Here is a 14175-nt window from a genome sequence, read left to right as displayed (position 1 = left end):
CCGTGCAGCGCACACGATGCCGATGTGCAGGCGCCGGCTGGCAAGTCCGGGCGATGCTGCGTTATGCTGCGCGCGCCAGCACGTACTTGAAACTGTAGCTTAGCTCAAAGACATCACCAGGAAATCGCTGATGCGTATCGTCAATGTTGCCGCCGCCCAGATGGGCCCGATCCAGAAAGCGGACAGCCGCGAGGCCGTGGTCAAGCGCATGATTGCGCTGATGGATGAGGCCAAGAGCAAGGGCGCCGACCTGATCGTCTATCCGGAATTGGCGCTCACGACCTTCTTTCCGCGTTGGTACGTGGAGGACCGGGCCGAGTTCGACAATTGGTTCGAGCGGGAGATGCCCAATGCGGCGACCCGGCCGTTGTTCGAGCGCGCGGCACAGCACGAGATGGCGATGAATTTCGGATATGCGGAGCTGACGCCCGACGGGCATCATTTCAACACTGCGATCCTGACCGACAGATCCGGCAAGATCGTCGGCAAATATCGCAAGATCCATTTGCCGGGCCATGTGGAATACGACACCAAGCGCTCGCACCAGCATCTGGAGAAGCGCTATTTCGAGCCGGGCGATCTCGGCTTTAATGTCTGGCGCGAGCTGGGCGGCATCATCAGCATGGCCATCTGCAACGACCGGCGCTGGCCCGAGACCTATCGCGTGATGGGCCTGCAGGGCGTCGAGATGGTGCTGATCGGCTACAACACGCCGTCGGTGAATGCGGAGAGGAGCGATGAAGGCGTCGAGAAACGGTTGTTCCATAACCGCCTCTCGGCGCAGGCCGGCGCCTATCAGAACGCGACCTGGGTTGTCGCGGTGGCCAAGGCCGGTAACGAGGACGGACACCCGCTGTTCGGCGGCAGCCTGATCGTCGATCCCAATGGCGAAATCGTCGCCGAAGCGAAGACGGAGGAGGACGAGCTGCTGGTCCACCCTTGCGATCTCGATGCCACCACATTCGGCAAGACCACGATCTTCAATTTCGCGCAGCACCGCCGCATCGAGCATTACGGCCTGATCACCAGCCAGACCGGCGCGGTGCCACCGCCGGAGAAGTGATGTCGATGGCGGACAAGGGCACATCAGGTATTCCCTTGCGCGAGCTCGATCCGCGCGACCGCTACAAGCTGCTTTGCGGCGTGGTGGTGCCACGGCCGATTGCGCTGGTGACGACGCTCGATGCCAACGGGGCGGTCAACGCCGCGCCCTTCAGCTTCTTCAACGTGTTCTCGGAGAGCCCGGCGCTGATCGTACTCGGGCTTCAGCACAAGCCGGATCACAGCCCGAAGGACACCACCCGCAACATCCATCGCGACGGCGAGTTCGTCGTTCACATGGTGGACGAGGCGCTGTCGGTGGCGATGAACGACTGCGCGGTTGATTTTCCGTCCGGCGACAGCGAGGTCGCCGCGGCCGGGCTGGCGACGCTTCCCTCAATCGAAGTGAAGGTGCCGCGCCTCGCCGCGGCCCCCTTTGCGCTCGAATGCCGGCGCCATGTCGCGTTGACCTTCTCGCCCGATCGCGAGCTGCTGGTCGGCGAGGTGCTCCGGGTTCACGCCCGCGAGGGCCTCGTCGATGAGGCCAACATGTATGTCGACCTCGACGCCTACCGGCCGATCGGCCGCATGTTCGGCAATCTCTACACGACGCAGCGGGACACGTTCGCGCTAGTCCGCGAGAGCCACGCGCAATGGCTCGCGCGGCAGGACGCCAAAGTGCTGAAGGACGCCTAGTGATTCGAGAACTGCACTGTACCCAGCGCCATGGTGACGGCCGCCTGTGTCGGGTCGATCACGGCAATGCCGAGCGCGTCTTCCAGCGGGCGGCGGTGCCGTGCCATGCCAGCGCAGCCCATCACGATGGCGCGGGCGCCGTCCTCGTCGCGCAGCGCGCGGCCGATTTCGATCATTTTGGCCAGCGTGCCTTCGCCCGAGGCGGTTTCCGCGACGCTCATGTTGAGCGGCCGCTCGCCGGCAAGACGTTCGGTCAGTCCCATCTGCCTGAGATAGCGCATGTGACGCGGGATCGAGCGCTGGGCGATCGCGATGACGCCAAAGGTCTCGGCGCGGGCCATCGCGGTCAGCACGCCGCACTCGGCAATGCCGAACACGGGGCGGTCGGTGCCTTCGCGACAGACCTGAAGCCCGGGATCGCTGTAGCAGGCGATGACAAAGGCCGCCGAGCTGTTGTCGCCCTCGACCAGCCGGCGCAGCGGCATGGCGACGCCATCGACATCGGCCTGGCTTTCGATGCCGAAGGGACCCTCGGCCAGCGTCTGGCAGACCAGTTCCGGCCCGCCTTCGAAACCGAGCGGCTTCAGCGCGTCCTCCAGCCCTCGCGTGACCGCAGGGTTGGAATTTGGATTGATGACGAGAATGCGCGGTCGGGACATGCTGGTCTTCCTGCAAAATTTCGATCACTTAACTTGAGCCTATCATGGAGTGCCTCATGACTGAACCCGCTTACGACCTGATCATTCGCGGTGGGCGCGTCGCGACGACGACCGACGTCTTTGAAGCCGATGTCGCCATCTCCGGTGAGACCATCGCCGCTATCGGCCGCGGGCTTCCGGCTGCGAAGCGCGAGATCGACGCGCGCGGGAAACTCGTTCTACCCGGCGGCGTCGACAGCCACGCCCATATCGAGCAATTGTCCGCTGCCGGCATCATGAACGCCGACACCTTCGAGAGCGCGACCGTCTCGGCGGCCTTCGGCGGCACGACCACGGTGATCCCGTTTGCGGCCCAGCATGTCGGCATGAAGCTGCCGCAGGTGGTGGAGGATTATCACGCCCTCGCCAAGAAGGGCGCAGTGATCGACTACGCCTTTCACATGATCATTGCGGATGCGACCCGGGAAACGGTCGAGGAGCACATTCCGGCGCTGGTGAAGCAGGGCCACGCCTCGATCAAGATTTTCATGACCTACGACCGGCTCAAGGTGGATGATGAGCCGCTGCTGGACATCCTTCTTGCCGCGCGCCAGTCCGGCGCGATGTTGTGCGCCCATGCCGAAAACCACGGCATCATCGCCTGGATGGTGAAGCGCCTGCTCGCGCGCGGCTACACAATGCCGAAATATCACGCCGTCAGCCACGCCCGCGTGTCGGAGGCGGAAGCCTTTACCCGGTTGATCGGCATGGCTGCGCTGATCGACCAGCCCATCATGATCTTCCACGTCTCCACCGCCGAAGGCGCCAAGGTGATCCGCGATTCGCGCGGGCAGGGGTTGAAGGTGTTTGCCGAGACCTGTCCGCAATACCTGTTCTTCACCGCAGCCGATCTCGACAAGCCCGAGGTGGAAGGAGCCAAGTGGATGTGCAGCCCGCCGCCGCGGACGCATTCAGACCAGGAGGCGCTGTGGCAGGCGCTGTCGCTCGGCGATCTCCAGACCATCTCGTCGGATCACGCGCCGTATCGCTATGACGAGACCGGCAAGCTGCGCGCCGGCCCCAATCCGAACTTCAAGCAGGTCGCGAATGGCCTGCCGGGATTGGAGCTGCGCCTGCCGCTGCTGTTCGACGCGATGGTGTCGAACGGGCGGCTGGGCCTGGAAAAGTTCGTCGAACTGACGTCGACGGCGCCGGCCAAGATTTACAATCTGCATCCGCGCAAGGGCTCGATCGCGGTCGGCGCCGATGCCGATATTGCAATCTGGGATCCTAATCGCGAGGTCGAGATCGCCGATGAGATGATGCACGACCTTGCCGGCTACACGCCGTTTGCAGGCCGCAAGCTGAAGGGCTGGCCGGTGTCGGTGCTGTCGCGTGGCCGAGTGATCATCGATGGCAACAAGTGCCTCGCGAGCGCAGGCAGCGGCCAGTTCCTGGCACGCAGCGGCGGCGAGGCGGCCATGCCGACGGGGCGGCTCGTGGCCGACATGGATCCCGAGCGCAATTTCGGAGCGAAGCTACTGTGACGGTGGATCGCGCGCGATGAAGATCGTCATCTTCGGCGGCACCGGCTTTGTCGGGCTCAATGTTGCGGAGGCGCTGCTCGCGCGCGGCCATGACGTGACGCTGTACGACCGTGCAGAGTTGCCGCCATCCGCGCGGCGGTCTCTTGCCGACTACGGCGCACGGCTCAAAGCGGTGCAGGGCGATATCACCGACGCAGATGCCATCGATGCCCTCATCGCCGAAGGAGTTGATGCGATCGTGCTCGGCGCGGCCATCACCGCCGGTGATGAACTGGAGAGGGCATCGACCGCGCGCGTTCTCGAGATCAACGTGATGGCGCAGATCCCGATCCTGCTCTCCGCGATCCGGCATGGCGTGCGCCGGGTCGTCAATCTCTCCTCGGCATCGGCCTATGGCGCCGCGGGCGCGCGGGTCGAGATTCTGGACGAGGACACGCCTTGCGATCCGGTCTCGTTCTACGCGATCAGCAAGTTCACATCGGAGCGATCGGTTGCGCGTCACGCCGAGCTCTTCGGCGGTGATTTCCTAAATGTGCGGCTGAGCGCGCTATTCGGACCGTGGGAGCGACCGAGTTCCGTGCGCGACACGCCAAGCCTCCAGTTCCAGATCTTGGCCGCGTTCGCGCGCGGCGAGCCGGCGATCATGCCTGAAGCGGGCATGCGGGACTGGATCTACGCGCCGGATGCGGCCGAGGCCGTCGCACTGCTGATCGAAGCCGAGCGGCCGCGCCACCGGCTCTACAACATCTCCCGCGGAGAACTTTGGCCTGCGCTGCAATGGGGCGAGGCCTTTGCGGCGTTGCATCCCGGCCTGGAGTGCCGGGTCGCGGCGCCCGGCGAGAAAACCGTCATCAAGCTGCATGGGCCCTATCGCGCGCCGCTGTCGGTGAACCGGATGGCGGATGAATTCGGCTGGCGCGCGCAGTTCGGCTGCGCCGAGTCGGCGGCCGCGATGAGCGCCTGGTTGACGCAGCATAAGGAGTGGATCTGAGATGCGGCTGCAGGGGCGCACGGCCATCATCACGGGCGCAGGCTCCGGCATCGGCCGCGCCAGTGCAAAGCTGTTCGCGGAAGAGGGCGCACGTCTTGCTCTGGTCGATCGCGATCCAGCCGGACTTCAGGAAACGTTGAGCTTGGTCGGGGAGGCCATGACGCATATTGGCGACGTCGGCGATGCCGATTTCGCCGAGGCGGTGGCAAATGATGTGGTAGCACGGCACGGCCAGCTCGATATCCTGATGACTGCCGCTGGCTTCTCCTGTGGCGGCACCGTGTTGACAACGGACCCCGCCGATTGGGATGCGGTGTTCCGCACCAATGTCGGCGGCACCTGGCTGTGGGCGAGGGCAGCCGTGCCGCAGATGCAGCGGCAGAACAGCGGTTCGATCATCACGCTGGCGTCGCAGCTTGCGATTGCCGGCGGCAAGGGCAACAGTGCCTATATCGCCGCCAAGGGCGCGATTGTCAGCCTGACCCGGACGATGGCGGTGGATTTCGCGGCGGACGGCATTCGCGTCAACGCCATCGCGCCCGGTGCGATCGACACGCCGATGCTTCGCCGCAGCTTTGCGCGCCACGCCAATGCGGACGAGGTGCGCGAAGCCTCCCGCGACCGCCATGCCATGAAGCGGTTCGGCCAGGCCGATGAGATCGCGCAGGCCGCGCTCCACCTCGCAAGCGATGCCTCCTCGTTTACGACCGGCACCGTGATGGTGGTCGACGGAGGCTGGCTCGCGGCATGAGTGATGCGCTGACAGAACTGGAAGCGAACGTTCGCGCCGATCTCGCGCGGATCGCGCATCCCGGTGCCGCCTGGCTCGAACCGAAGACGGGACCGGATGGCAAGCCGGCGCTGGATGTGCTCGTGATCGGCGCCGGCCAATCCGGCATCGCCATCGGCTTCGGCCTGCTGCGCTCCCGCGTCAGCAACATCCTGCTGCTGGACAAGGCCGAGGAGGGGAAGGAGGGGCCATGGCTCGCCTATGCCCGCATGCCGACGCTGCGCAGCCCGAAGGACTATACGGGACCTGACCTCGACATCCCCAGCCTGACCTATCAATCCTGGCATGAGGCCCGCTTCGGCACGGAGAGCTGGCAGACACTCGACCTGATCCCGCGCTGCCACTGGGCTGAGTATCTGCTCTGGCTGCGGCGCACAGTCGGCTTGCCGGTGCGCAACGGGAGCGAGCTTCTGGAAATCCGGCCGGCGCGGGATGGTTTGCTGGCCGCACGCGTGAAACGTGGCGATGGCGTCGAGACACTCCATGCGCGCAAGATCGTGCTTGCGACGGGGCAGGAGGGGATGGGGAACTGGATGATCCCCGAGCCGCTGAGCCATCTGCCCATGAGCTCGGTCGCAACCGTCGCCGACGACATCGACTTCGAAAACCTTCGCGGCAAGCGCGTCGCCGTGATCGGCGCCGGCGCATCCGCCTTCGACAATGCGGCAACCGCGCTGGAGGCTGGCGCGGCGGAGGTGCACCTGCTGTGTCGTCGTGCGCAGATCCAGCTGATCCAGCCCTATCGCTGGCTGACCTTCCGCGGCTTCCTGCGCCATTTCAGCGATCTCGACGATGCCTGGCGCTGGCGCTTCATGCGCACCATCCTCGAGATGCGCGAGGGCTTTCCGCAGGCAACTTACGATCGCTGCGCAAATCACGCCAATTTCACATTGCACGAGGGCGCGCCGATCGAGGCGGCCCGCGAGACCGATCGTGGTGTGGAATTGCAGACGCCGCGCGGCGCCATACCTGCGGATTTCGTCATCTGCGGCACCGGCATCGACATGGATTTTTCCGGCCGTGGCGAGTTGCGCGCATTTGCCGGCAATATCGCAACCTGGGCCGACCGCTACCAGCCCCCGGAGAGCGAGCGCAGCGCGCGGCTCGGTCGCTTTCCCTATCTCGCAGACGATTATGCCTTCACCGAGCGTGTCGCGGGCGATACGCCGTGGATCTCGAATATCCATCTCTTCGCCATCGCCTCCACCATGAGTTTCGGTCCGTCGGGATCGTCGATCAACGCGATGACGACCGCGGCGCCGAAGCTGGTGAATGGCCTGACGCGCGGCCTGTTTCGTGCCGATGTCGAACGGCATTGGGCCTCGCTTCGCGCCTATGACGTGCCGCAGGCCGTGGTGACGCGGGCAGCGCGAAACTTGGAGGAATCGCGATGATCGTCCATGCGCCGCCGCGACAAAGCGTCCACAAGAGCGCATCAAGAGACTGGCGCGCAACTTGCTTCTTTCTTAACCTGTCCTGTCGGCGTTCTTGTCGAAAATTTTGGGGAAAACGAATGCGTTTTGTGTCTTTCAGGATGGCATCCTCCGTGCTCGCCACCACTGCGCTTCTGCTTGTCGCCGCTGCGCCTGCGCAAGCGCAAACCAGGGCGGAGACGCTGCGCTATGTCACCGGTGCATCGGTCAACACGCTCGATCCCAACATCCCGGGCTCGACGCGGGAATCCTTCGCACTGAGCATGAGCACTTACGACCGCCTTGTGGCGTTCGGCCGCAAGCAGCTCAAGGTGTTCGATCTCGACAAGATCGCCGGCGAGCTCGCCGAATCCTACGACGTCAGTCCGGACGGACTGAAGCTGACATTCCGTCTGCGCAAGGACGCCAAGTTCCAGGACGGCTCGCCCGTGACCGCCGAAGATGTGAAATGGTCGCTCGATCGCTGCGTCACCGCGCCGATCCTCGGCAAGGCGCAATTGCTGACGGGATCGCTGACGTCGGCCGACCAGTTCAAGGTGATCGATCCCCTCACAATCGAATTCACGCTGCCGAAACCCGACAAGCTCGCGCTGCCGAATCTCGCGACCGTCTACCCGCTGATCATCAACTCGAAAGTCGCAAAGGAGCATGCGACACCAGAGGATCCATGGGCCACGGCCTGGCTGAAGGAGCACACCGCCGGCAGCGGTGCTTATGTGATCGAGAGCTTCAAGCCCGGCGAGCAGGTGATCATCAAGCGCAACGAGGCCTGGAACCGCGGCTCGCCCGACAAGCCAGCCTTTTTCAAGCGCGTGATCGTGCAGTCCGTGCCGGAGCCCGCGACCCGGGCCAATCTGGTCGAGCGTGGCGATGCCGATCTCGTCGTTGATCTCCAGGCCAGCGACGTGCAGTCGCTCGAAGTCAAGGGCAAGCTCAAGGTGATCTCGACGCCGCAATACAATTCGATCACCTTCGTCTCGATGAACAACCAGATCCCGCCTTTCGACAACGTCAACGTCCGCCGCGCCGTCGCCTTCGCGCTGCCCTATGAGGACATGTTCAAGGCTGCCCTGTTCGGTCGCGGAGCCCCGCTGTTCGGTGCGACTTGGCCGGATGGCAAGCCGTTGAACGGCATCTATCCGTTCCAGGCGCCGGTGAAGACCGATCTCGACAAGGCGAGGGAGTATCTGAAAGCTGCTGGACTCCCGGAGGGTTTTTCGACCACCTTCAGCTTCAACGTCGGCCAGGCCTCGACCGCCGAGCCGATGGCGGCCCTCGTGAAGGAATCGCTTGCCAAGATCGGGATCAAGGTCGACATCCAGAAGCTGCCGGATGCGCAGATGTCCACGCAAATCAACGAGAAGAAGCTGCCCTTGTTCACGGAAGGCATCGTCGCCTGGCTGCCCTCGACCGATTACTTCTACCGCAATTTCTACACCGGCAATCAGCGCTGGAACTACAGCTCGATCAACAATCCGGAGCTGGCGACGATCGCGCAGGAAGCGCGCTTCGAGCCCGACAAGGCCAAGTACGAGGAAGCCGGCCGCAAGCTCAACGCGATCCATTTCAGCGAGATGCCGCAGATCCCGCTGTGGCAGCCCAACCAGGACGCCGTGATGGCCTCGTCGATCGAGGGCTACACCTATGAATTCCATCGTCAGGTCGACTATCGCGACGTCAGCCGCAAGTGACTTCAAAAAGTAACTTGAGCAAGAAATCATGTCTGCAAACCAGAGGCTCTGAAGGTGATGACAGGTCTTGGTGCGACGGTGGCGCGGGCGGGGAGGCGGCTTCTGTCGTCGCTGCCGGCGTTGTTCGGCGTGCTGGTCTTCACCTTTCTACTGATGCGGGTCCTCCCCGGAGATCCCGCGGTGTTCTTCGCCTCGGGGCCCAATGCCGGCAAGGAAGAGATCGAGCAGATCCGCAAGCAGATGGGGCTCGACAAGTCGGTACCGGAGCAGCTCGTGTTCTATCTGTCCGATATCGGGCGCGGCAATCTCGGCCGCTCCATGATGACCGGCCAGCCGGTCCTGAAGGACCTTCGCGAACGGCTGCCGGCCTCGCTGGAGCTCACCTTCACGGCGCTGCTGATCGCGCTGATCGCGGCGGTCCCGCTCGGCGTGGTCGCAGCCTTGAAACCGGGATCGCTGGTCGATCACGGCGTGCGGCTGTTCTGTGCGCTCGGCGTCTGCGTGCCGACCTTCGTCTCGGGCCTGCTGCTGATCTATGTGTTCTACTATCTGCTCGGTCTTGCGCCTGATCCGACCGGGCGGATCGACGTCTTCACCTCACTGCCGCCGCAGCGCACTGGGTTCCTGTCGATCGATTTCCTGCTCGCGGGGGACATCGAAGGCTGGTGGGCGGCCTGCAAGCAGTTGATCCTGCCGGCGCTGAGCATGGCCCTGTTCGTCATCGCGCCGCTGGCGCGGATCACACGTGCCTCGATGCTGGTCTCGCTCGGTAGCGATTTCGTGCGCACCGCGCGCTCCGTCGGATTGTCCTGGCAGAAGGTCGTCGTCACCTATGCGCTGCGCAATGCGATCCTTCCCGTCATCACCATTGCAGGCATCGTGTTCTCGACCATGCTTGGCGCGAATGTCCTGGTGGAGAAGGTGTTCTCCTGGCCGGGCGTCGCCTCCTACGCGCTCGATGCGCTGCTGTCGTCCGACTATGCGCCGGTGCAGGGTTTTGTGCTGCTGATGGCTGGCATCTTCGTGCTGGTCAATCTGGTCGTCGATATCTGCTACGGCATCGCCGATCCCAGGGTGTCGATCGGATGATCAGCGCAACCCTCCGCCATTCGGTCTGGATTTTGCGCGGCAACCCGCTGACCGGCGTCGCCGCGGCCGGTGTCCTGCTGTTCGTCCTGGTCGCGATCTTCGGACCGTGGCTCGTGCCCTATGATCCCATCGTCTCCAATGTCTCGGAGGCCTTGCAGCCGCCGAGCGCGGCGCACCTTGCCGGCACCGACCAGCTCGGGCGCGACGTGTTCAGCCGCCTCGTCGTTGCGGCACGGCTCGACCTCGCCATCGCGGTCTCGGCGGTCGGCATCTCCTTCGTCATCGGCGCCGTCGTGGGCTCGTTCTGCGGCTATGCCGGCGGCAGGCTCGACCGCTCGGTCGGCCGCTTCGTCGATGTCATGATGGCCTTTCCGCTGTTTGTGCTGGCGATGGCGATGGTTGCGGCGCTCGGCAACCGGATCGAGAACATCGTGATTGCGACCGCGATCATCAATCTGCCCTTCTACATCCGCTTCGCCCGTGCCGAGGTCAACGTCCGGCGCAATGTCGGCTGGGTGGAGGCGGCGCGTTCCTGCGGCGAGAGCCATTTCTCGGTGGTGCTGCGCTTCCTGTTGCCGAACATCCTGCCGGCGATGGCGGTGCAGATCTCGCTCAACCTCGGCTGGGCGATCCTGAACGCCGCCGGCCTGTCCTTCATCGGCCTTGGCGTCAAGCCGCCGACGCCGGAATGGGGCATCATGGTCGCGGAGGGCGCGCGCTTCATTTCGACGGGGCGGTGGTGGCTGGTGGCCTTTCCGGGCCTCGCGTTGATGATGGCCGTGCTGTGCTTCAACCTCCTCGGTGACGGGATGCGGGACATTCTCGATCCGCGCATGCGCACATGAGCGAGGAATTGCTCAGGATCGACGACCTCCACGTCGAATTCTCGACGCGACGCGGGATGGTCGAGGCCGTGCGCGGTGTGACGCTCACGGTCGAAGCCGGCGAGATGCTTGGCCTCGTCGGCGAAAGCGGCTCTGGTAAGTCGGTCACCGGTTTTGCCACGACGCGGCTGCTCGATGCGGCCGGCCGCGTCACCGCAGGCAAGATACTGTTTCGCGGGCAGGACGTCACAAAACTCAGGGGTGACGATCTCCGGCAGCTCCAGGGCGCCGCGATGTCGATGATCTTCCAGAACCCGCGGGCGGCGCTCAATCCGATCCGCGCGATCGGTTTGCAGATCGCGGACGCGATCCTCACGCACAAGCGGATATCGAAGGATGCCGCCCGCGCCGAAGCGCTGGAGCTGTTGCGCGCCGTCCAGATCCGCGACCCCGAGACGCGGATGAACGCCTATCCGCACGAACTTTCCGGCGGCATGTGCCAGCGCGTCATGATCGCGATCGCGATTTCCTGCAATCCCGCGCTCTTGATCGCCGATGAGCCAACGACCGGACTCGATGTCACCACGCAGAAGGTGGTGATGGACCTCCTGGCGGAGATTGCCGCCGCGCGCGGCATGGCGACGATCCTGATCACGCACGATCTCGGGTTAGCGGCGCGATATTGCCGCCGTATCGCGGTGATGGAACGCGGCCGCATCGTCGAAGAGGCAAGCCCCAGGACGCTCTTCGGCGCGCCGCAGCACGCCTATACCAGGCGGCTGGTGGCGGCGTCGCCAACCGCGACCTCCGGGATCGCGGACCTCGTGACGGAAGAGGAGCGGGAAGGCTACGCGGCTGTCATCGGCAGGCCCAGACGGGAGCCCGTCCACGGGACTCCGCCGCTGCTGGAGGTGCGCAAGCTCGCAAAACGCTTCGACGAGGGCGCTGCGGCGGTGGCGGACTTCTCGATGACGATGGCGGGCGGCGAGAGCGTCGGCCTCGTCGGTGAATCCGGCTCCGGCAAGAGCACGACGTCGCGCATGATCTGCCGCCTGATCGACCCGAGCGAGGGCGAGATCGTGTTCGACGGCCAGGCGATCGGCCATGTGGCGTCGCGCGACTTTCACCGCTCGCAGTTCCGCAAAGATATCCAGATGGTGTTCCAGGACCCGAACGAGAGCCTCAATCCGCGCTTCACCGCCTTCGACTGCATCGCCCATCCCCTGATGCGGCTCGATCGTATGCGTGGGGGCGATGCGCTGCGCAAGCGGGTGGAAGACTGCGCCGATCGCGTGGGGCTGCCGCTGGATCTGTTGCCGCGCTTTCCGCATCAGCTCTCCGGCGGCCAGAAGGCGCGCGTCGGCATCGCCCGTGCCATCGCCTGCCGGCCGCGCCTTCTGGTGCTGGACGAGCCGACCGCTGCGCTCGACGTCTCCGTTCAGGCCGTGGTGCTGCAACTGCTCGACCGCCTGCGGCGCGAGAACGACATCGCGCTGCTGTTCGTCAGCCACGATCTCAACGTGGTGCGGATGCTCTGCGACCGCACCATCGTGCTGCGCAATGGCGGCATCGTGGAGCAGGGCGAGAGCCGGGCGTTGTTCGACAATCCCAAGACCGACTACACGCGCAAGCTGGTCGAGGCGATCCCGCATATCGAGACCGGCCCGGTGCTGGCGGCCGCGCTTTGAGGTCTCGACTGGCCCAGCTAGTGCGGATATCGCGCTGGCGAAGGTCTGGTTAGTGGCATACCATTTGCACGCCAATGAGCTCTGGTTTCACCTGTTCTTGGCCAACGATGGCCGGCATCACGGCACTATTGGGAGGATTTCATGGATCGCAGGACCGTATTGAAGGGACTGGCCGGCGCGGGCGGTCTGGCATTGAGCGGCCTCTCGGCCCCTGCGATCGCACAAGGCGCCTCCGCGCGCACCCTGCGCTTCGTGCCGCAAGCAAATCTCGCCAATTTCGACCCGATCTGGGGCACGCAATATGTCGTGCGCAATGCCGCCGCGCTGGTCTGGGATACGCTCTACGGCGTCGATTCCGCGCTGCAGCCGCAGCGGCAGATGGTCGAGTCCGAGGAAGTGACCGACGACGGCACCACCTGGACGTTCAAATTGCGGCCGGGGCTCAAATTCCACGACGGCGAGCCGGTGCTGAGCAAGGACGTCGTTGCGAGTCTCACTCGCTGGGCGGCACGCGATCCGATGGGGCTGATGCTCAAGGCGCTGCAGCAGGAACTCACCGCTGTCGACGACCGCACCTTCAAATGGGTGCTGAAGCAGCCGTTCCCGAAGATGCTCTACGCGCTTGGCAAGAACAATTCGCCTTGCGCCTTCATCATGCCGGAGCGCATTGCGCAGACCGACCCGTTCAAGCAGATCGGCGATTATGTCGGCTCGGGGCCGATGAAGTTCGCCAAGGGTGAGTGGGTCCCGGGCGCCAAAGCCGTGTTCGAAAAATTCGCCGACTATGTGCCGCGGCAGGAGAAGGCATCGTGGCTCGCCGGCGGCAAGCAGATGCTGCTCGACCGCGTCGAATGGATCGTGATGCCGGATCCGGCGACCGCCGCGGCCGCGTTGCAAAACGGCGAGATCGACTGGTGGGAGAACCCCATCGCGGACCTCGTCCCGGTCCTGAAGAAGAACAAGAACATCAGCGTCGACATCGGCGATCCCCTCGGCAATGTCGGCTCGTTCCGCATGAACTTCCTGTATCCGCCCTTCAACGACGTGCGGGCGCGGCGCGCAGTGCTGATGGCGATGAGCCAGGAAGACTATATGCGTGCGCTCGTCGGCGACGACAATTCGCTGTGGAAGTCGCTGCCGGGCTTCTTCACGCCCGATACGCCGCTCTACACCGAGGCGGGCGGCGAAGTCTTGAAGGGCAAGCGCGATCTCGACGCCGCCAAGAAGCTGCTCGCGGAGAGCGGCTATTCCGGCCAGCCGGTGACGTGCCTGGTGGCGCAGGATCAGCCGATCACCAAGGCGTTCGGCGATGTGACCGCCGATCTCCTGAAGAAGCTCGGCATGAATGTCGACTTCGTCGCGACCGATTGGGGCACCGTCGGCTCCCGCCGCGCGCAGAAGACACCGCCCGGGCAGGGCGGCTGGAACATGTTCCACACCTGGCATGCAGGTTCGGACTGCATCAATCCGGCGCCCTACACCGCCATTCGCGCCAACGGCGACAAGGCGTGGTTCGGCTGGCCGAGCAGCCCCGGCACCGAGAAGGAGGTCACGTCCTGGTTCGAGGCCAAGAACCTCGACGAGGAGAAGGCCGCGGTCGCTCGCCTCAACAAGGTCGCGCTCGAGGACGTCGTCTACGCGCCGACCGGCTTCTTCCTCAGCTACACGGCCTGGCGCAAGAACGTCTCCGGCATCACGAAAGGGCCGCTGCCGTTCTTCTGGGGCGTGTCGAAATCCACATGACCCT

Annotated in this window: 12 protein-coding genes; 11 read left to right on the top strand and 1 reads right to left on the bottom strand. The window is 64.6% G+C overall.

From position 1 onward, the window contains the following. Positions 1–130: 130 nt before the first annotated feature. Positions 131–1063 carry an N-carbamoyl-D-amino-acid hydrolase gene (locus RX329_RS28875; protein WP_317244721.1) on the top strand — a complete coding sequence of 311 codons (933 nt, stop codon included), beginning with the start codon at positions 131–133 and terminating at the stop codon, positions 1061–1063. Positions 1064–1068: 5 nt separating this feature from the next. Continuing rightward, positions 1069–1737, top strand: a complete 669-nt coding sequence (locus RX329_RS28870; RefSeq protein ID WP_085385942.1) for a flavin reductase family protein — start codon at positions 1069–1071, stop codon at positions 1735–1737. Here RX329_RS28870 and RX329_RS28865 read toward each other — a convergent pair. Continuing rightward, on the bottom strand, positions 1734–2396 hold the full coding sequence (locus RX329_RS28865) for an aspartate/glutamate racemase family protein (RefSeq protein ID WP_085385840.1): 663 nt from the start codon (positions 2394–2396) through the stop codon (positions 1734–1736). The two genes, RX329_RS28870 and RX329_RS28865, sit on opposite strands and share 4 nt — an antisense overlap. A 56-nt stretch (positions 2397–2452) precedes the next feature. On the opposite strand from RX329_RS28865, the gene hydA reads away from it, so the two are divergent. The 9 genes from hydA to RX329_RS28820 all read left to right on the top strand — a co-directional run bounded on the left by hydA (position 2453) and on the right by RX329_RS28820 (position 14171). Further along, the gene (hydA, locus tag RX329_RS28860) at positions 2453–3922 is read left to right on the top strand and encodes a dihydropyrimidinase (protein WP_026233637.1); all 1470 of its coding nucleotides are present in this window, start codon (positions 2453–2455) and stop codon (positions 3920–3922) included. A 16-nt stretch (positions 3923–3938) separates the two neighbouring features. Further along, a complete protein-coding gene (locus RX329_RS28855) occupies positions 3939–4913 on the top strand; it encodes an NAD-dependent epimerase/dehydratase family protein (RefSeq protein ID WP_018458684.1) in 975 nt (324 codons plus the stop codon). 1 nt (position 4914) lies between these two features. Beyond that, positions 4915–5664 carry an SDR family oxidoreductase gene (locus RX329_RS28850; protein ID WP_018458685.1) on the top strand — a complete coding sequence of 250 codons (750 nt, stop codon included), beginning with the start codon at positions 4915–4917 and terminating at the stop codon, positions 5662–5664. Next, entirely contained in the window at positions 5661–7097 is a 1437-nt protein-coding gene (locus tag RX329_RS28845; RefSeq protein WP_018458686.1) for an NAD(P)-binding domain-containing protein, read from the top strand. The genes RX329_RS28850 and RX329_RS28845 overlap by 4 nt, the downstream gene beginning before the upstream one ends. A 119-nt stretch (positions 7098–7216) precedes the next feature. After that, positions 7217–8827 carry an ABC transporter substrate-binding protein gene (locus tag RX329_RS28840; RefSeq protein WP_317244720.1) on the top strand — a complete coding sequence of 537 codons (1611 nt, stop codon included), beginning with the start codon at positions 7217–7219 and terminating at the stop codon, positions 8825–8827. A gap of 54 nt (positions 8828–8881) precedes the next feature. After that, on the top strand, positions 8882–9916 hold the full coding sequence (locus RX329_RS28835) for an ABC transporter permease (RefSeq protein WP_007593101.1): 1035 nt from the start codon (positions 8882–8884) through the stop codon (positions 9914–9916). Next, entirely contained in the window at positions 9913–10761 is an 849-nt protein-coding gene (locus RX329_RS28830; RefSeq protein WP_247300147.1) for an ABC transporter permease, read from the top strand. The genes RX329_RS28835 and RX329_RS28830 overlap by 4 nt, the downstream gene beginning before the upstream one ends. Then, on the top strand, positions 10758–12428 hold the full coding sequence (nikE, locus tag RX329_RS28825) for a nickel ABC transporter ATP-binding protein NikE (RefSeq protein WP_018458690.1): 1671 nt from the start codon (positions 10758–10760) through the stop codon (positions 12426–12428). The genes RX329_RS28830 and nikE overlap by 4 nt, the downstream gene beginning before the upstream one ends. A gap of 141 nt (positions 12429–12569) precedes the next feature. Next, positions 12570–14171 (top strand): ABC transporter substrate-binding protein, encoded by a 1602-nt coding sequence (locus tag RX329_RS28820; protein ID WP_317244719.1) that lies wholly within the window; start codon positions 12570–12572, stop codon positions 14169–14171. Positions 14172–14175 lie beyond the last annotated feature (4 nt).

Source organism: Bradyrhizobium sp. BWC-3-1, assembly GCF_032917965.1.
Classification (GTDB): Bacteria; Pseudomonadota; Alphaproteobacteria; order Rhizobiales; family Xanthobacteraceae; genus Bradyrhizobium; species Bradyrhizobium canariense_D.
This window is presented reverse-complemented; position numbering and strand designations above follow the sequence as displayed.

Bases quoted from the DNA above. Each gene is read 5' to 3' on its own strand.
- RX329_RS28875 (WP_317244721.1), top strand. From the start codon at position 131: ATGCGTATCGTCAATGTTGCCGCCGCCCAGATGGGCCCGATCCAGAAA.
- RX329_RS28870 (WP_085385942.1), top strand. From the start codon at position 1,069: ATGGCGGACAAGGGCACATCAGGTATTCCCTTGCGCGAGCTCGATCCG.
- RX329_RS28865 (WP_085385840.1), bottom strand. From the start codon at position 2,396: ATGTCCCGACCGCGCATTCTCGTCATCAATCCAAATTCCAACCCTGCG.
- hydA (WP_026233637.1), top strand. From the start codon at position 2,453: ATGACTGAACCCGCTTACGACCTGATCATTCGCGGTGGGCGCGTCGCG.
- RX329_RS28855 (WP_018458684.1), top strand. From the start codon at position 3,939: ATGAAGATCGTCATCTTCGGCGGCACCGGCTTTGTCGGGCTCAATGTT.
- RX329_RS28850 (WP_018458685.1), top strand. From the start codon at position 4,915: ATGCGGCTGCAGGGGCGCACGGCCATCATCACGGGCGCAGGCTCCGGC.
- RX329_RS28845 (WP_018458686.1), top strand. From the start codon at position 5,661: ATGAGTGATGCGCTGACAGAACTGGAAGCGAACGTTCGCGCCGATCTC.
- RX329_RS28840 (WP_317244720.1), top strand. From the start codon at position 7,217: ATGCGTTTTGTGTCTTTCAGGATGGCATCCTCCGTGCTCGCCACCACT.
- RX329_RS28830 (WP_247300147.1), top strand. From the start codon at position 9,913: ATGATCAGCGCAACCCTCCGCCATTCGGTCTGGATTTTGCGCGGCAAC.
- nikE (WP_018458690.1), top strand. From the start codon at position 10,758: ATGAGCGAGGAATTGCTCAGGATCGACGACCTCCACGTCGAATTCTCG.
- RX329_RS28820 (WP_317244719.1), top strand. From the start codon at position 12,570: ATGGATCGCAGGACCGTATTGAAGGGACTGGCCGGCGCGGGCGGTCTG.